A 16,312-nucleotide genomic window follows, 5' to 3' on the forward strand; every position below is an offset into this window, starting at 1 on the left:
GAGCTTACTTAAAATTCCGGCTGTCCTTGATCTGATCCCAGGCCCAGACGACCTCTTGCAGCTGTTCCTCTTGGGATCGGTCGCCGCCGTTCATGTCCGGGTGCAATACCTTGATCAGCTTCTTGTAGGCCTTGCGCACCTCAGCCTTGGACCAGCTATCCTGCGCTTCAAGAATCTCGATTGCGCGGCGTTCGGTGGGGGGCAGGCGGCGGCCTCCGGAATTGGCGCGGCCGGGGTTTTTGGTGGCGTTCTCGCCCAGAACCTGATGCGGGTCCTCGATGCCCAGACGGGCCCAGGCGCGGGCCTCGGGGTCGCCCATCGGCTTTGTTTCACGCTCCCACACTTTGTCCTTTGAACGTTGTGCGTTCAACTCGGCCTCGGTGGTGCCGTCGAAGAAGTTCCACTTGTTGTTATATTCGCGGACGTGCTGCTGGCAGAACCAGTAGAAGTCGTCCAGCACATCCGGCGCCTTGGGCGCACGAAACTTACCGGCTTCCTCACAACCCTCGTGATCGCAGATTCGCGTCGAGGTCTCTGACGCACCCGACATCCCCCGGCGCCCGCGCGGGTTCTTTTTCTTTGCGCTGGAAACGGACATATCGAATCCGAAGGGGTCTGATTTTACCATGCTCTGATCCTCGACAAGGCATCTTTTCGACTCGGAGGCAGCAGTTTAGTCTAAGCAGCCGAAAGTAGAAGAGGGGGAGCGGTAAATTTTTTGCCGCTGAGCGAAAAAATGAGCGTGAGTGACGAAATCCATCAGCGCCTTGAAGCCGCGTTCAATCCGCGTGAGCTGGAGGTCATCGACGACAGCGAAAGCCATCGCGGCCATGCCGGGTATCAGGACGGCGGCGAAAGTCATTTCAATGTCCGCATCCGCGCCAGCGCGTTCGAGGGCCAGTCCCGCGTCGCCAGCCACCGCGCTGTACACAAGGCGCTGGGCGATATCGTGCCGCGCATCCATGCTCTGGCGCTGGATATTGGGGGGTAGCTGGCCCAAAATGCTTTGAGGAGAGGGATCAAATGTCCAGTACGGAGACGGCCTTTACGCTCGAGTCCACCTTGACTTGCCCATCCTGTGGGCACGTCGAAACGGAAACCATGCCCACGGACGCGTGTCAGTGGTTCTATGAATGCAAATCCTGCCACCAAGTGCTGAAGCCTCTGGAGGGCGATTGCTGCGTCTATTGCTCATACGCAACGGTGCCTTGCCCTCCGATACAACAGGGAAAAACGTGCTGCGCTTGACTTGAGACTCGCCGCGATCAGGGCTTTTCCTGAGGTTCGGATTTCGCCTCGGACCCTTTCAGCGACAGGGGCGGGTCTTTCACCTCTTCGGCAATTGGAGCTGGGGCAACAACTGTTTCGGGTCCAGGTACAGGTTGCGCCAGCGGCACGCTGTCCGGCGTTTCTGTTGGGTTACGGGTCGAGACAAAAGACGCCTCGATCTCGCGCCGAAAGACCAACACATTGCGCCAGTTCACGGCTGAACCGGTCAGGCCAGTGCGTTCCTCGCTGGGCAGCAATTCGGCCCGCTGATATTCCCAGCCGTCTTGCCCCATCTCGTTCAGCAGCTGTTCCACGGATGCTGCAAACCGTCCTTCGGCGGTTTTGACGCCCTTGGCCTTGGTGCCTTTTTGCGGGGCTGGGACAACTTTGTATTCGTAGCGCTGCATCGGATTTTCCTGGTTGCCGGGTTCCGGCAATCTAACATGTTAGCGATTTTGGGAAAGTCATCATCGCATGGACGTGGCGGAAAGAAAAACGGCAGGGTTTTGTTCAAACCCCGCCGCGACTGTTCGATATCTCGAAGGCTTTACGAGCCCAGCTTCTTGCTGACCAGTTCGTTCACCGCCTTGGGGTTGGCCTTGCCACCCGTGGCCTTCATCACCTGGCCGACGAACCAGCCCGCCAGTTTCGGGTTCACCTTGGCCTTTTCAACCTGCGCCGGGTTGGCTGCGATGATCTCATCCAGTGCGGATTCAATCGCGCCGGTGTCGGTCACCTGTTTCATGCCGCGCTCTTCGACGATCTGCGCCGGATCGCCGCCTTCGGTATAGACGATCTCGAACAAGTCCTTGGCGATCTTGCCCGAGATCGCGTCCGATGCGATCAGGTCGATGATCCCACCCAATTGTGCCGGAGACACGGGCGATTCCGTTATGTCGTGGTCTTCTTTCTTCAGACGACCGAACAGTTCGTTGATGACCCAGTTTGCGGCCAGCTTACCGTTGCGGCCCTTGGCAACTTCTTCGAAATAGGCGGCCGATTCCACCTCGGCGGTCAGCACGGACGCGTCATAATCGGTCAGGCCGAATTCGCTTATGAAGCGCGCTTTCTTGTCGTCGGGCAGTTCCGGCAGTTTGGCGGCGATGTCGTCCACCCATGCCTGCTCGATCTCAAGCGGCAGCAGGTCGGGGTCGGGGAAGTAGCGATAGTCATGCGCCTCTTCCTTGGACCGCATCGAGCGGGTCTCACCCTTGTCCGGGTCGTACAAGCGGGTTTCCTGATCGACCTTGCCGCCAGCTTCGACAATGGCAATCTGGCGGCGGGCTTCGACCTCGATCGCTTGCTGGATAAAGCGCATCGAGTTCATGTTCTTGATTTCGCAGCGGGTGCCCAGATGCGAGAAATCCTGCGTTTCCTGGTATTTCTCATACGCGCCCGGCAAACAGATTGAGACGTTCACATCAGCCCGCAGGTTGCCGTTTTGCATGTTGCCATCACAGGTGCCCAGATAGCGCAGAATCTGACGCAGCTTGACGATATAGGCCGCCGCTTCTTCGGGTCCGCGAATGTCGGGGCGGCTGACGATCTCCATCAGGCAGACACCGGTCCGGTTCAAATCGACAAAGGACATATGCGGGTCCATGTCGTGGATCGATTTGCCTGCATCCTGCTCCATATGGATGCGTTCGATCCGCACGTTGCGCGCGGTGCCATCACCCATTTCAACCAGCACTTCACCTTCGCCCACGATGGGGTGGTAGAGCTGTGAGATCTGATAGCCCTGCGGCAGGTCGGGGTAGAAATAGTTCTTGCGGTCAAAAGCCGATTTCAGGTTGATATCCGCCTTCAGGCCCAGTCCGGTGCGTACCGCCTGTTCCACGCAGTATTCGTTGATCACCGGCAGCATCCCCGGCATCGCCGCGTCCACAAAGGCCACGTTCGCGTTCGGTTCGGCCCCAAATTGGGTCGATGCGCCCGAGAACAGTTTGGCATTGGACGAGACCTGCGCATGCACCTCCATCCCGATCACCAGTTCCCAATCGTGCTTGGCCCCGGCAATGGTTTTGGGTTTGGGCATTTCATATGTCAGGTCGAGCATGGCGCGCCTCATTTCCGCAGAAGTCTAAGCCTGCGTATTAGGCCCGGCAGGGGCGAGGGGCAAGGGGGAATCAGTGTTGAGACAGGCGCAGACCAGACGGTGTAAAGGTCACGTCCGTGCCGCTGCGCAGTTCCTCGCGGAACAGATCACGGATGGCACGCAACGCATCGCGCTTGCCGCGGGCTGCAAACCGTTCGGCAGAATTGATGCGAACCGAGTTGTTGAACCCATTCGCGGCATGCGCCCAGATCAGCGGGTGCAGTTCAGTCATGTGGTCGCGGATCAGCCTGTTTGCAGCTTCGTGAATTTGCGAGCGCACAAGATCGGCCTTTTCGTTCAGGCCCTGACCGTTCTGTATCGTGATGGCGCAATAGGCCGAAAGCATGTTGACGGTCTGCTGATCGGGGCGGCGATGCAGAATGTCATCCAACCCTTCCAGGAAGTACTCGACATCCAGACGAGCGCAGGCCTCTTCGTCCAATGCGATGGCGTCAAACTGGACCCAAGTATAGCCGCCAGCGCCCCAGATATCGCCAGTCCGCGCGGCGTTCCGCAGTGCCTGAACTTCAAGCTTTTCATAGCTGCCAAACCAACGCGGCAGCAGATGCGTGCCCATCGCCCGCATAGGCCGCTGATTGTGCGGGTCCAGGGAGATCAGGCGTTCGTATTCTTCGGCTACACGCTGGTTGGTCTTCCGTTGACCTGCCAACAGGGCACAGCTTGCGGCTGCGACAATGGGGCTGTCTGGCAACGCAGCGCGGCATGTCGGCAAAAGGTCTGCGGCCCGGTCGAAATGGGCCGCGCAACGCGACCGGTGAAGGGGCGGCAACGTGGCAGCCGTTGCGGTTCCGCGCCATGCCCAGGCCAGGTCAATATGTGCTAAGGCGACCACCAGGGTAATCATCGGATCACCCGGATGCTCACGCATTTCGTCTTCAAGCTCTGAGATACCGCCCAGCAAGTCATATTCGCACAGCGCGCTGCCATCCGACAGGGCATGTTCCACTGCCAATACAACGTCGGAACGCGCGCCAAAGGCCAACAGATCCGCAATCGGTGTTGCGTCCGATGCGATTGCGCGGTCCTTGTCGGCGGCATGCATCATTTTGGACAGCTTGGCCCAGTGGTCCTGTCTGGCCAGTGTGCGCCCTTCTTCAATGGTGTTACGGGCTGTCAGGTCTTCGGCCCTGATATCGGCCACTGGAATGTTCAGTTGCCCTTTATCCGGCAGTGATGCCGTCACCTCGCAGTCGGTTGCCCGCACGTTTTGCGTGGATTGACCCTTGGATAAAGAAGAAAGGGCCTCACGTGCCCTGAAAAACCGAAACATGGTAAAACTCGAAACCGTAACAAACTGGTAAGTTAGCTTGAAACTTTGACCGAAAATCGCCTCAAATTCAAGCTTTTTGGGGGGTGATGCGTGACAGGCCGGGGGAATTGGTCCTTTTCCGACTGATTGTTTCAGAAAACGGTGAAATGGTGCCGTTCAACCCGTAATCCGGCGTCTTGCAGGACAGTTTCAAGGGTCTTGTGGGGTGGTGTGGCTTCATCCGGCAGCCGAATCCGCTTGCCCGAGGCCAGAACCAGTGACGTGCGCACGGAAAAGTCCCAGCGCGTGTCGAGCCGGACATGGTTGATATCGGCCAAGGCAACCTCGGCCTCGCGGTTGCCTGAAAACCACCGTATTGCGCGGTGATCCAGGGTTAGTCCGGCACTTGTGCCATGCGCAATGTCCCAAAGGGCGGGCAGGGTGGGCAAGCTCAGCAAACCAACCAGCCACCACGCCGCATCGAACAGAATAACCAACGCGATCAGCCCCGCGTAGACGCACATCAGGATCACGACGGCGCGTGAGGTCCCGTTGTGGCGTTGGAAAGTAAACGGGGTCATGCGCCGAGGATGCGAGACACCATTTCCGTTGTATCCCGCGACAGGTTCAGTGTGTCGGCGATACGCGTCAGCTGAGCTTTCATCAGGTCCTGACGGTCGGTGTCATAGCGTTTCCAGGTCTGGAAGGCAGAACACATCCTGGCGGTGGTCTGGGGGTTAACCGGGTCCAGCCTGATCAGCCAGTCTGCCAACAACGCATATCCTGCCCCGTCCGCACGATGGAACCCGGCGTGGTTCATCGCCAACGCCCCCATGACTGCCCGGAACCTGTTGGGGTTCTTCCAATTGAAATCAGGGTGCTCGGTCAATGTGCGCGTAACATCCGGCGTAGTTTCAGGAGAGGCCGTTGTCACCTGCAGACCGAACCACTTATCGACCACCAGCCGGTCATGCTGCCACTGCCTGTAAAAGTCCGCCAGTTCGGTTTGGCCCGCGCCCGCCCGCAACAGGCAAGACAGGGCGGTCAGTTGGCGGGTCATGTTGTCGGCTGCTGCGTATTCCTCGGCCGCTTTGGCACCGCCATCCAGCCGCGAAGTCAAATACAGTACTGCGCCACCAAGCGCCCGCTTGCCGGCCTGATCAGCATCGGGGCTGAACGGCGCGTCGATCAGTGTTTCGCTGTGCAGCCTTGGCAGCAGGTCCTGAGCATGCTGTGCGGTCGCTTGGCGCAGGGTTTCGACGGCGGTCCATATCGCCATCGGATCAGGGGTGTTACCACTTTCAAACAAGGCCGCAGCCAGTTCGGATTGCGTTGGCAGACCCAACATCAAAGAGCGATAGGCTGGGTCCAGATCGCCGTCACGCAGCACGGCCAACATACCATCCAGATAGTTCGTTCCCGGCGCTGCATCTTCGCGGATCATGCGCAGCAGCGTATCTTGCGCAAGCGACCGCCCTGCCTGCCAACGGTTGAACGGATCGGTGTCGTGGGCCAGCAAAAATGCGCGTTCGGCATCCGTGTGGTCATGTTCCAGAATGACCGGGGCCGAGAAATCGCGCAGGATCGAGGCCACAGGTTTTGCTGCCAGTCCAGTGAAAGTAAAGCTTTGCTCGGCTTCGGTCAGCTCCAACACTTCGGTGGCGCGCACTTCGTCCCCGTTCTGGCCCAGCAGGCCCACGGCGACGGGGATCACCTGCGGCAGTTTCTTGGTCTGGCCGGGTGTTGGCTTGGTGCTTTGTGACAGGGTCAGGGTATAGGTGCCATCCTGCCAGTCTTCGGCAACTGAGATGCGCGGTGTGCCGGATTGGCTGTACCAACGCTTGAACTGGGTCAGATCGCGACCGGTCGTATCCTCGAACACCTTGATCCAGTCTTCGATGGTGCAGGCCTGCCCGTCATGACGGTCGAAATAGAGGTTCAGCGCCTGCGCATAGGCCTCATCCCCCACCAACCGCTTGAGCATGGCGATGACTTCGGCGCCTTTTTCGTAAACAGTCGCGGTGTAGAAGTTGTTGATTTCCTGAAAGCTTTCAGGGCGAACCGGGTGTGACAACGGACCGTTATCCTCGGGGAACTGCCGTGCGCGCAGGTCGATCGCATCATGGATGCGTTTCACCGGGGCCGAGCGCATATCGGACGTAAACTGCGCATCGCGAAACACCGTCAGGCCCTCTTTCAAACACAGCTGGAACCAGTCGCGGCAGGTAATTCGGTTGCCGGTCCAGTTGTGGAAATACTCATGCGCAATGATTGCCTCTATCCTCTCGAAATTGGCATCGGTCGAGGTTTCGGGGCTGGCCAAAACGGCGGAAGAGTTGAAGATGTTCAGCCCCTTGTTCTCCATCGCGCCCATGTTGAAGTCATCAACGGCCACGATGTTGAACACGTCCAGATCGTATTCGCGGCCATAGACGTCTTCGTCCCATTTCATCGACTTTTTAAGTGCCTCCATCCCAAAGGCGCATTTGCCTTCGTCTCCGGGGCGCACCCAGAGGTTCAGTTCCACGTCGCGGCCCGACATGGTGGTGAACTGACCGGGATGGGCGATCAGGTCGCCTGCGACCAGCGCGAACAGATAGGCGGGTTTGGGCCACGGGTCGGTCCATTCAGCCCAGCCTTCTCCCTTGCCCGAGGGGTTGCCGTTGGACAGCAAGACCGGCAAGTCACCGTTGATGCGTACGGTAAACACGGACATCACGTCGGGCCGGTCGGGGTAATAGGTGATCTTGCGGAAACCTTCAGCCTCGCACTGGGTGCAATACATGCCGTTCGACATATACAGGCCCTCAAGCGCGGTGTTGTTACCGGGGTCGATCTCGACGACGGCCTCCCAGATGAAGGGCGCATTGGGGACTTCAACAGTCAGGCCCTTGTCGGTGACATTGGGGGTGATTTCGACCCCGTCAACAACCGCCCGGATCAGGGTCAGGTCTTCGCCATGCAGAAAAAACGTACGATCCGTTGCCTCGGGGTTGGGGCGGAACGCGATACGAGACGTAACGCGTGTGGCATGATCTGCCAGATCAAAGGTCAGATGCACGCTGTCCACAAGATAGCCAAAAGGCGTGTAATCTTTCAGATAGATCGTGGTGGGGGCAGCGTCACGCATCGGGGGCCTCGTATCGGTTGAGTTCTGGCGTGACGTTATGGGGATCACTTGTCAGCCGCAAGCCAGTGCTGGGTATTCCGAGCCGCCAAGCAGGTCAATTTGGTCTTCAAATTCCATCGGAAACTTGAGGGGTCTGTTGCCTATCGGAAACTTTCGCACTAATTGACGCCTGCATGCCAACGTACACAATGCGGGAGAATTGACTTATGAGCGGCAGAGAAACCCGGAAAGGGCTGCAGATTGCTTGGGAGCTGGCGGATTTCATCGAAAATCAGGCATTGCCTGGAACAGGTGTCACGCCCGAGGTGTTCTGGTCCGGTTTCGCCCGCTTGGTTGATGAGCTTGGCCCAAAAAATCGGGAACTGCTTGCTAAGCGGTCGGAAATTCAAAGCCGTCTTGATGGTTGGCATCTGGAACGCAAGGGGCAGGCCCATGATGCCGCCGCATACGAGGCATTCCTGCGAGAAATCGGGTATCTGGTAGAAGAAGGCCCCGATTTCCAGATTGAAACGGCAAATGTCGATCCCGAAATCGCAGGAATCCCCGGGCCGCAGTTGGTTGTTCCGATTACCAATGCCCGTTTTGCCCTGAACGCGGCTAATGCGAGGTGGGGCAGCCTGTATGATGCGCTTTATGGCACTGATGCGATGGGCGATCTTCCCACTGGCAAAGGATATGACACTGAACGCGGCGCACGGGTGATCGCCTGGGCCAAAGGTTTTCTGGATGACGCTGCACCGCTGGCCAGCGGTTCGTGGGCGGATGTCTCGGGACTGCGTGTGGAAAACGGGGCACTGGTGCCCGCTCTGGCGGACTCCTCGCGTTTTGTTGGATATGGCGGCGCCGCTGAAAACCCCGAATTCGTACTGCTGAAGAACAATGGTCTGCACGTCAAAATCGTGATTGATCCGTCCAGCACGATCGGCGCATCCGACCCGGCAGGTATCGCCGATGTGGTCGTCGAAGCGGCCTTGTCAACGATCATGGACTGCGAAGACTCGGTTGCATGTGTTGATGCCGAAGACAAGGTTGTGGCCTATGGCAACTGGCTGGGCCTGATGAAAGGTGACTTGACGCAAGAGGTTTCCAAAGGTGGAAATACCTTCACCCGCAAGCTGGCAGAGGATGCCGATTACACCACCGCAGATGGCGAGCAGGCAACGCTGAAAGGCCGCTCGCTGATGCTGGTGCGTAACGTGGGTCACCTGATGACCAACCCCGCCGTATTGGATGCCGACGGCAATGAAACCGGTGAAGGTCTAATGGATGCGCTCTGCACCACGTTGATCGCAATGCACGATCTGCAGCGCGAAGGCGGCAATTCGGTCAACGGGTCGGTTTACGTGGTGAAACCCAAGATGCACGGGCCGGAAGAGGTGGCATTCTCGGTCGAGACTTTTGACATGGTCGAAGACATTCTCGGTCTGCCGCGCAATACCGTAAAACTGGGCATCATGGATGAGGAACGCCGCACCTCGGCCAACCTCAAGGAATGTATCCGAGCTGCGAAATCGCGCGTGGCTTTCATCAATACCGGCTTTTTGGACCGGACGGGCGACGAGATTCATACTTCGATGGAAGCAGGTCCGGTGCTGCCCAAAGGCGACATCAAGAACACGCCCTGGATTGCGTCTTACGAAGACCGTAACGTCGATATCGGTCTGGCTTGCGGCCTGAAGAGCAAGGCCCAGATCGGTAAAGGCATGTGGGCGATGCCCGACCGTATGGGTGAGATGCTTGAGGTCAAGATCGGCCATCCGCAAGCCGGCGCGACCTGCGCTTGGGTGCCGTCACCGACCGCTGCGACCCTGCACGCCACGCATTACCACAAGGTCGACGTTCTGGCCCGTCAGGACGAACTAGCCGCTGGTGGCGCCCGTGGCACGTTGCGGGATTTGCTGACGATACCGCTGCTGGATGGCCGCAACCTCAGCGAAGATGAGATCACGCGTGAGATCGAAAACAGCGCGCAGGGCATTTTGGGATATGTCGTGCGCTGGATTGATCAGGGCGTGGGCTGCTCGAAAGTGCCGGATATCAACGATGTGGGTCTGATGGAGGATCGGGCAACCTGCCGGATCTCCTCGCAGGCACTAGCCAACTGGCTGCATCATGGTGTCGTCAGTAAAGAACAATTGATGGCTGCGATGCAAAAAATGGCTGCCGTGGTGGACCGTCAGAACGAAAATGATCCTGAATACTCGCCGATGGCGCCGGGGTTCGACGGGATCGCCTTCCAGGCCGCGTGTGATCTGGTATTCAAGGGACGTATTCTACCTTCGGGGTATACCGAGCCGGTTCTGCATGCGCGCCGTCTTGAACTGAAAGCCAGCCTTTAACTTCGCAAAAACGTTAGGACACACCATGACCATATCTCTGCGCAAAGCCCGCACGATCATTCGCAAAACTCTTGAAAAAGGCCGCGAGATGGAGCTGAAGCCACTCTCGGTCGTAGTCTTGGATGCGGGTGGGCACGTCATCGCGTTTGAACGTGAAGATGGCGCAGCACCCGGCCGGTTCGCAATCGCGCATGGCAAGGCTTATGGTTCGGTCATGTTGGGCATAGCAGGCACCGCGCAAATGCAACGGGCTGAAGCCCAGGCGTATTTCATGGCTGCTGTAAATGGTGCGTACGGCGGTCAGGTTGTGCCGGTTCCGGGTGGCATACTGCTGCGCGATCGCAAAGGTGCGGTAATCGGGGCCGTTGGTGTGACCGGCGACACATCGGACAATGATGTAGTTGCCGGAATGACCGGGGTTGAGGGAGCGGGCCTGACCGGAGAAGCCTGATTTCGATCAGCCTGTGTTGCTGGTTTTTCCAGAGAATAGGGAAAAACTCTAAAAAACTTGGTATCATTTGTAATTCTGTTCCGACATTTGCCGCACAGCCCGAACGTTTTGTGCGCAGTTGAACACGTCCTTGCGCCGTCATGCAGGGCGTGTTCTGTTGCACGTTCTTTCTGCTGAGGATAGCTTCCCTGTTAGTTACAGAAACTGCAAGGAATGCGGAATGTCTCGACCTGTCGTCGGTATCATCGGCAACTCTTACCTTATGAACGATGAATACCCTACCCATGCGGGTGGAACGATGAACTCTGAGGCCGTGGCTAATGTTTCGCATTGTCTGCCGCTGCTGATCCCATCCGACCCGCGCTTTGTCACGGTTGAGGAATTGCTTGAGGTCTGCGACGGGTTCCTGCTGACCGGTGGGCGCCCGAATGTACATCCCGAAGAATACGGCGAGGACGCCACTGACGCGCATGGTGAGTTCGACCGGGCGCGGGATGCGGTCACTTTGCCTTTGGTTCGCGCCTGTGTCGAGCGTGGTCAGCCCTTCATGGGCATTTGTCGCGGGTTTCAAGAGGTCAACGTCGCCATGGGCGGCACGCTCTATCCTGAAATACGCGATTTGCCGGGTCGAATGAACCACCGCATGCCCCCGGACGGAACTTTGGAAGAGAAGTTTGCCTTGCGACATGTGGTGACACTGGACGAAGGTGGCGTATTCAACCAACTATTCGGCGCGCCCGAAGTGATGACCAACACTTTGCACGGGCAGGGTATCAAGACAGTCGGTGACCGTGTTGTCATCGACGGCCACGCGCCTGATGGTACGCCCGAGGCGATCTATATCAAGGATGCGCCAGGCTTTACTCTATCGGTGCAATGGCACCCTGAATGGGATGCAATGAACGATCCCGTTTCCCGACCTTTGTTCGAGGCATTCGGTGCCGCCGTACGGGCATGGGCCACCGGTTCGGATGCCAGTCTGGTACAGCAACGGGCGTGAATGTCGCGCTGATCCACAAAGGGGACCGGCGCATTGCAATCAAATCAACAGATCAAACTGCTGATTCAGAGGCAGCTTTCGGGCGCGTTCTCCGGTCAGATCAAACAACGCATTGCCAAGCGCCGGCATTGATGGCGGCGTTCCGGGTTCGCCCGCGCCACCCATGTGGCGGTTGGTTTCCAGCACGCGCACCTCAACCTGCGGAGCAGTATGCATTCGGATCGCATCGTAGTCGGGGAAGTTGTATTGCTCGACCTCACCTTCGGCAAAGGTGATCTCGCCGTAGCAGGCTGCTGACAGACCATACATCATGCCGCCGAACATCTGCGCTTTGACGTTCTCGGGGTCCAGAGCCAGCCCCATATCACAGGCAATCCACGCCTTGTTGATGCGGATGGTGCCGTCTTCGTCTACCACCTCGATCACTTGTGCGACCGGAGTACCGAAACTGTAGGTGAACGCCACGCCGCGCCCCACGCCGTTCGGTGTCTGCCCGGTCCATCCGGACATCTCGCGCACTGCTTCGAGGCAACCGGCCGAGGGGGCGTGTTCACCCTTCATCAGTTCCAACCGGAATTCCAGCGGGTCGCGGCCCGCGGCATAAGCCATCTCATCCATGAAGGTTTCGTGGAAGAAGCCGTTATGGCTGTTGCCGACCGACCGCCAGAACCCGACGGGGACGTCAAGTTTGGGGATGTGGCCGCTCATGCGGTAGTTCGGCACCGCGTAGGGCTGGTTGAAAAAACCTTCGACCAGAACCTTGTCCGGGCCGGCACCAGGCATGCCAGTGTATCTCGTCACGGCCTGCTGCGTGCAGGATTGCGCCGAAACTTTGCCGTCAATCAGAACTGCCTTGCCGTCCTGCACTGCCCCGCGCATCCGGGCAATGGCGCCGGGGCGGTAATAGTCGTGGCGCATATCTTCTTCGCGGCTCCAGGTCGTCTGAACCGGGGTGCCGGGCATGGCCATGGCAACCTTGGTGGCAATCTCGCCGAAATCCAGTTCACCCCGGCGACCAAACCCACCACCCAGATATGTGGTGTGGATCTGTACCGCTTCGGTGTCCTGATTAGCGGTGTTGGCCGCGCGGAACCGGATCAGGGTTGGGGCCTGATTGCCGCACCACAGCTCCAACGCATCGCCGGTATACAGCGCGGTGGCGTTCATCGGCTCCATCGTGGCATGGGCCAAATAGGGCACTTGATACTCGGCGGTAATCTCGGTTGCGCCTTCGGGTGTGACGCTGACATCGCCATCGTCGCGCATTGTCGAATTCGCCGAGTCATCAAACGCCTCGGCGATCTTGGTGAAAATGCCATCCGTCTCGGCCGGGTAGGGGGCGTCACCCCAATCCACGTCGATGGCCTCGACTGCTTGATTGGCGAGCCACGTGTTGTTGGCAATCACGGCGACACCTGTGCCCAGATCAACGATTTTCTCGACCCCCGGCATGGATTGCGCGGCGCTGTCGTCAAAACCATTCATCGCGCCGCCCAGCTTGGGGTTCATGCGCACGGCCGCGAATTTCATCCCCGGCAGGCGAACATCGACGCCAAACTCGGCGGTACCAGTTGCCTTTTCGACCATGTCCAGACGCGGCTGGGTTTGGCCCAGATAACGCCATTCGGACGGATCGCGAAGGGGCACTTCAACCGGCTCAAGCCCGGCGGCGTCTACGGCCAAGTCCGTATAGGCAATCTTGTCGCCATTTGGCGCGATGACATGCCCTGCGGCAGTTCCCAGTTTCGACGGGTCAACACCCAAACGAAGGGCCGCAGCGCGTTTGAGCGTGTCTCGGGCCGAGGCACCGGCCTGACGCATCCGCTCGAACCCATCCTTCATCGATGTCGAACCACCCGTGACCTGGAGGTGAAGAGCTTTGCCAAGCACACCCAGCGCTTCGCCCAGATTGTGCTGGAAGTCCGAGATGTCATAACCCTTGTTGGGCAAACCTTCCCCCAGCATGGCAGAGTTATAGTAGGCCGCTGCCGCCGGACCGTGCAGCACAGTGATCTGGTTCAGATCCACGTCCAATTCCTCGGCAATCAGCGCGGCCCATGTGGTCTTGACGCCCTGACCCATTTCAGCGCGCGGTGCAAAGAGGGTTACGCCGTTTTGGTCGATCAGGACAAACGGGTTCAACGCCGCCTGACCCTCGCCAGGTTTTAGCGGGTTCGCGGCGGGGCGGCTGACATAGTAGGCGCCGAATGCTACGCCGCCGACAATTGCGGCCGAGCCGATCAGGAAAGTGCGGCGAAGGATTTTACCAACAGAAGCCATGAGTTACGCCTCCTTCAGTTTGCCAGCCGCGTCATGGATGGCAGCGCGGATACGGGGGTAGGTGCCACAACGACACAGGTTGCCCTGCATCGCCTCATCAATATCGGCGTCCGAAGGCGCAGGGTTTTCAGCCAGCAACGCAGCGGCCTGCATGATCTGGCCCGACTGGCAATATCCGCACTGCGCCACCTGATGATCGACCCAGGCTTGCTGGATTGTCGCCATCGTACCCGGCGTCCCGATACCTTCAATCGTGGTGACATCGCCCCAAACATCCGACAGGCTCACCTGGCACGAGCGCACAGCCTCGCCATCAATATGAACCGTGCAGGCCCCACAGGCCGCCACCCCGCAGCCGAATTTGGTGCCGGTCAGGCCGACCTCATCGCGCAAGACCCAAAGCAAGGGGACGTCATCGGGCAGGTCAACCTGATGTTGCTTACCGTTAATCTTCAGGGTGGTCGCCATGGCGCACCTCATCTGGCTGTGGCTGGTTGCTGACATATTTAGCGCAAAGTGTCAGTGTGTCAATTGACAAAATATACAAAAAATGTCAAAGGTTCTGGTATGACGGAAGCAGTTGACGATTTACGGCAAAAAACCATCCTGAACTCGGCTTTTCAGGCTTTTGCCGCTTATGGGTACCGAAAAACCTCGATGGATGACATTGCGCAGGGGGCGGGGATGTCCCGGCCGGCGCTGTATCTGCATTTCAAGAACAAAGAGGCGATCGTCAGTAAACTGACTGAGGTCTACTATGTCGAAAAATGCGCGGCTGTTGCCGAGGCGCTGGCAACGTCAGGTTCAGTGTCCGAGGTTCTAGCCAGTGCGATTCAGGCGCAGACGGCAGGGATGGCCGCGATACTGGCCTCGCCTCATGGGCTTGAGATGCTGGACAACACCAAATCCTTATCCGCCGAGATCATCGCGGAGGGTGAGGCTAAACTGTCAGGGCTATACGCGGATTGGCTGACACAGCAAGAACGGGCCGGGCGGGTGCGCCTACTGTCCGGTGCGGCCGAGACTGGTCGGACGATTACGGCCACGCTTAAGGGGCTCAAGCTGATCGGTGCAGGTGCAGAGGTCTATGAACAGCAGGTTGCGCAGATCGCGGCGTTGATCGGTGCGGGGCTTGAGGTCAGGTAACCCGCTGCCGCACTTTGAATTCCGGTGCATCCCACAAACGGTTTTGCATAATGTCAGCCAAGATTTCGACAGCGCGCTCGACGTCCCTCGCGTCGATATACAAAGGCGTGAACCCGAAGCGCATGATGTCCGGCGCACGGAAATCTCCGATCACGCCGCGCGCGATCAGAGCCTGCATGGCGGCGTAACCTTCAGTAAACCGGAACGAGACCTGACTGCCGCGCTGCTGCGGATCACGTGGGCTGGCCAGTTCCAACTCAGGGCAGGTGCCTTCGACACGGGCTATGAACAACTCGGTCAAGTCGATGGATTTGGCGCGCACATCAGCCATGTCCGCCATGTCCCAGATGTCCATCGCGGCGGACAGGGCGGTCATCTGAAGGATCGGAGGGGTGCCGACCCGCATCCTCTCGATCCCGCTGCCGGGGCGATAGTCCAGGTCGAAGGCGAAGGGTGCCTCGTGCCCCAGCCAACCTGACAAGGCCGGACGGGCGCGATCTGTCAAGCGTGGCGCGACATAGATAAAGGCTGGCGCACCGGGGCCCCCGTTAAGGTATTTATATGTGCAGCCCACCGCGAAATCGGCGTTGCAGCCGGACAGGTCCACTGGGATAGCTCCGGCGGAATGTGCCAGATCCCAGACAGTGACCGTCCCGTTTGCATGTGCCAGTTCGGTCAGCGCCTTCATGTCGTGTATGCGCCCGCTGCGATAGTCCACCTCAGTAAGCATCAACACGGCAACGTCGTCGGTTATGTTTGCGGCCACGTCCTCGGGTGCGACAACGCGTAGTTCATAATCCGGCCCCAGCGAGCGCAGCAGCCCGTCCACCATATACAAATCAGACGGGAAGTTGCCATTATCCGACAGGACCACCTTGCGGTCCCGGCACAGTTCCAGCGCAGATGCCACGGCCTGATACACTTTGATCGACAGGGTATCGCCGGTCACAACCGTTCCGGTTTCCGCGCCGATCAGACGGCCAATGCGGTCGCCCAGGCCGGTCGGCAAACCCATCCATCCGGCCTTGTTCCAGCCGGTGATCAGCATCTGGCCCCATTCCTTGACCATCATGTCACTGACACGATCACTGGCAGCTAGCGGCAACGGACCCAGCGAATTGCCGTCCAGATAAATGACATCCTCGGGCAGATCGAACATGGCTTTGGTCGCGGCAAAGTCGGTCATGGGCGGCTCACTACTTTGTGTTGTGTTGTGTTGCTTTCTTTCGGCCTAGCCGATCCGTATCGGCCTGTCCATTGATGCGACAACCTGAGCTTTTGCCAATTCGGTTCGAAAGCGGTAGGACATCGGCCAGAAACGACATGCCT

The 16,312-nt window shown here is 58.6% G+C and carries 15 protein-coding genes; 6 read left to right on the top strand and 9 right to left on the bottom strand.

All coding sequences use genetic code 11. From position 1 onward, the window contains the following. Positions 1–4: 4 nt before the first annotated feature. Positions 5–628, bottom strand: a complete 624-nt coding sequence (locus tag ACR0JB_RS01585) for a J domain-containing protein (protein WP_170348074.1) — start codon at positions 626–628, stop codon at positions 5–7. A 108-nt stretch (positions 629–736) separates the two neighbouring features. Between ACR0JB_RS01585 and ACR0JB_RS01590 the strand changes: the two genes are divergently transcribed. Both ACR0JB_RS01590 and ACR0JB_RS01595 read left to right on the top strand, forming a co-directional pair. Further along, positions 737–991 (top strand): BolA family protein, encoded by a 255-nt coding sequence (locus ACR0JB_RS01590; protein WP_170360232.1) that lies wholly within the window; start codon positions 737–739, stop codon positions 989–991. A gap of 32 nt (positions 992–1,023) precedes the next feature. Continuing rightward, positions 1,024–1,248 carry a GDCCVxC domain-containing (seleno)protein gene (locus ACR0JB_RS01595; protein WP_254437373.1) on the top strand — a complete coding sequence of 75 codons (225 nt, stop codon included), beginning with the start codon at positions 1,024–1,026 and terminating at the stop codon, positions 1,246–1,248. A 17-nt stretch (positions 1,249–1,265) separates the two neighbouring features. On the opposite strand, the gene ACR0JB_RS01600 is transcribed toward ACR0JB_RS01595, so the two are convergent. From ACR0JB_RS01600 to pepN, 5 genes are all read right to left on the bottom strand, one after another. After that, on the bottom strand, positions 1,266–1,676 hold the full coding sequence (locus ACR0JB_RS01600; RefSeq protein WP_170395684.1) for a DUF4177 domain-containing protein: 411 nt from the start codon (positions 1,674–1,676) through the stop codon (positions 1,266–1,268). A 140-nt stretch (positions 1,677–1,816) separates the two neighbouring features. After that, on the bottom strand, positions 1,817–3,328 hold the full coding sequence (gene gatB / locus ACR0JB_RS01605; protein ID WP_170360228.1) for an Asp-tRNA(Asn)/Glu-tRNA(Gln) amidotransferase subunit GatB: 1,512 nt from the start codon (positions 3,326–3,328) through the stop codon (positions 1,817–1,819). 70 nt (positions 3,329–3,398) lie between these two features. Next, a complete protein-coding gene (locus ACR0JB_RS01610) occupies positions 3,399–4,658 on the bottom strand; it encodes a hypothetical protein (protein WP_170577366.1) in 1,260 nt (419 codons plus the stop codon). 131 nt (positions 4,659–4,789) lie between these two features. Next, positions 4,790–5,218: a hypothetical protein gene (locus ACR0JB_RS01615; RefSeq protein WP_170395688.1), complete on the bottom strand. Its 429-nt coding sequence runs from the start codon at positions 5,216–5,218 to the stop codon at positions 4,790–4,792. Next, positions 5,215–7,767, bottom strand: coding sequence for an aminopeptidase N (gene pepN, locus ACR0JB_RS01620; RefSeq protein WP_480644121.1), 2,553 nt, complete (start codon positions 7,765–7,767; stop codon positions 5,215–5,217). The genes ACR0JB_RS01615 and pepN overlap by 4 nt, the downstream gene beginning before the upstream one ends. 206 nt (positions 7,768–7,973) lie before the next feature. Here pepN and ACR0JB_RS01625 point away from each other — a divergent pair, with 206 nt between their 5' ends. The 3 genes from ACR0JB_RS01625 (at position 7,974) to ACR0JB_RS01635 (ending at position 11,557) form a co-directional block, all read left to right on the top strand. Then, positions 7,974–10,106 carry a malate synthase G gene (locus ACR0JB_RS01625; RefSeq protein ID WP_170395692.1) on the top strand — a complete coding sequence of 711 codons (2,133 nt, stop codon included), beginning with the start codon at positions 7,974–7,976 and terminating at the stop codon, positions 10,104–10,106. A gap of 25 nt (positions 10,107–10,131) precedes the next feature. Beyond that, on the top strand, positions 10,132–10,557 hold the full coding sequence (locus ACR0JB_RS01630; RefSeq protein ID WP_170395694.1) for a GlcG/HbpS family heme-binding protein: 426 nt from the start codon (positions 10,132–10,134) through the stop codon (positions 10,555–10,557). 220 nt (positions 10,558–10,777) lie between these two features. Then, positions 10,778–11,557: a gamma-glutamyl-gamma-aminobutyrate hydrolase family protein gene (locus ACR0JB_RS01635; protein ID WP_170395696.1), complete on the top strand. Its 780-nt coding sequence runs from the start codon at positions 10,778–10,780 to the stop codon at positions 11,555–11,557. A gap of 39 nt (positions 11,558–11,596) precedes the next feature. Here the strand turns inward: ACR0JB_RS01635 and ACR0JB_RS01640 are convergent, their stop codons facing one another. Next, a complete protein-coding gene (locus tag ACR0JB_RS01640; RefSeq protein WP_480789631.1) occupies positions 11,597–13,837 on the bottom strand; it encodes a xanthine dehydrogenase family protein molybdopterin-binding subunit in 2,241 nt (746 codons plus the stop codon). 3 nt (positions 13,838–13,840) lie between these two features. Next, positions 13,841–14,305, bottom strand: a complete 465-nt coding sequence (locus ACR0JB_RS01645; protein WP_170348095.1) for a (2Fe-2S)-binding protein — start codon at positions 14,303–14,305, stop codon at positions 13,841–13,843. A 99-nt stretch (positions 14,306–14,404) separates the two neighbouring features. On the opposite strand from ACR0JB_RS01645, the gene ACR0JB_RS01650 reads away from it, so the two are divergent. After that, the gene (locus ACR0JB_RS01650) at positions 14,405–14,983 is read left to right on the top strand and encodes a TetR/AcrR family transcriptional regulator (protein WP_480789632.1); all 579 of its coding nucleotides are present in this window, start codon (positions 14,405–14,407) and stop codon (positions 14,981–14,983) included. Here ACR0JB_RS01650 and kynU read toward each other — a convergent pair. Then, complete coding sequence (gene kynU / locus ACR0JB_RS01655) at positions 14,976–16,169, bottom strand: kynureninase (RefSeq protein WP_170395702.1); 1,194 nt, start codon at positions 16,167–16,169, stop codon at positions 14,976–14,978. The genes ACR0JB_RS01650 and kynU overlap by 8 nt on opposite strands. Positions 16,170–16,312 lie beyond the last annotated feature (143 nt).

It is taken from the genome of Ruegeria sp. BI7, assembly GCF_056537925.1.

Coding starts and splice junctions, on each gene's coding strand:
- ACR0JB_RS01640 (WP_480789631.1), bottom strand. CDS start 13,837: ATGGCTTCTGTTGGTAAAATCCTTCGCCGCACTTTCCTGATCGGCTCG.
- ACR0JB_RS01585 (WP_170348074.1), bottom strand. CDS start 628: ATGGTAAAATCAGACCCCTTCGGATTCGATATGTCCGTTTCCAGCGCA.
- ACR0JB_RS01615 (WP_170395688.1), bottom strand. CDS start 5,218: ATGACCCCGTTTACTTTCCAACGCCACAACGGGACCTCACGCGCCGTC.
- ACR0JB_RS01610 (WP_170577366.1), bottom strand. CDS start 4,658: ATGTTTCGGTTTTTCAGGGCACGTGAGGCCCTTTCTTCTTTATCCAAG.
- gatB (WP_170360228.1), bottom strand. CDS start 3,328: ATGCTCGACCTGACATATGAAATGCCCAAACCCAAAACCATTGCCGGG.
- ACR0JB_RS01635 (WP_170395696.1), top strand. CDS start 10,778: ATGTCTCGACCTGTCGTCGGTATCATCGGCAACTCTTACCTTATGAAC.
- pepN (WP_480644121.1), bottom strand. CDS start 7,767: ATGCGTGACGCTGCCCCCACCACGATCTATCTGAAAGATTACACGCCT.
- ACR0JB_RS01630 (WP_170395694.1), top strand. CDS start 10,132: ATGACCATATCTCTGCGCAAAGCCCGCACGATCATTCGCAAAACTCTT.
- ACR0JB_RS01590 (WP_170360232.1), top strand. CDS start 737: ATGAGCGTGAGTGACGAAATCCATCAGCGCCTTGAAGCCGCGTTCAAT.
- ACR0JB_RS01625 (WP_170395692.1), top strand. CDS start 7,974: ATGAGCGGCAGAGAAACCCGGAAAGGGCTGCAGATTGCTTGGGAGCTG.
- ACR0JB_RS01645 (WP_170348095.1), bottom strand. CDS start 14,305: ATGGCGACCACCCTGAAGATTAACGGTAAGCAACATCAGGTTGACCTG.
- ACR0JB_RS01595 (WP_254437373.1), top strand. CDS start 1,024: ATGTCCAGTACGGAGACGGCCTTTACGCTCGAGTCCACCTTGACTTGC.
- ACR0JB_RS01650 (WP_480789632.1), top strand. CDS start 14,405: ATGACGGAAGCAGTTGACGATTTACGGCAAAAAACCATCCTGAACTCG.
- ACR0JB_RS01600 (WP_170395684.1), bottom strand. CDS start 1,676: ATGCAGCGCTACGAATACAAAGTTGTCCCAGCCCCGCAAAAAGGCACC.
- kynU (WP_170395702.1), bottom strand. CDS start 16,169: ATGACCGACTTTGCCGCGACCAAAGCCATGTTCGATCTGCCCGAGGAT.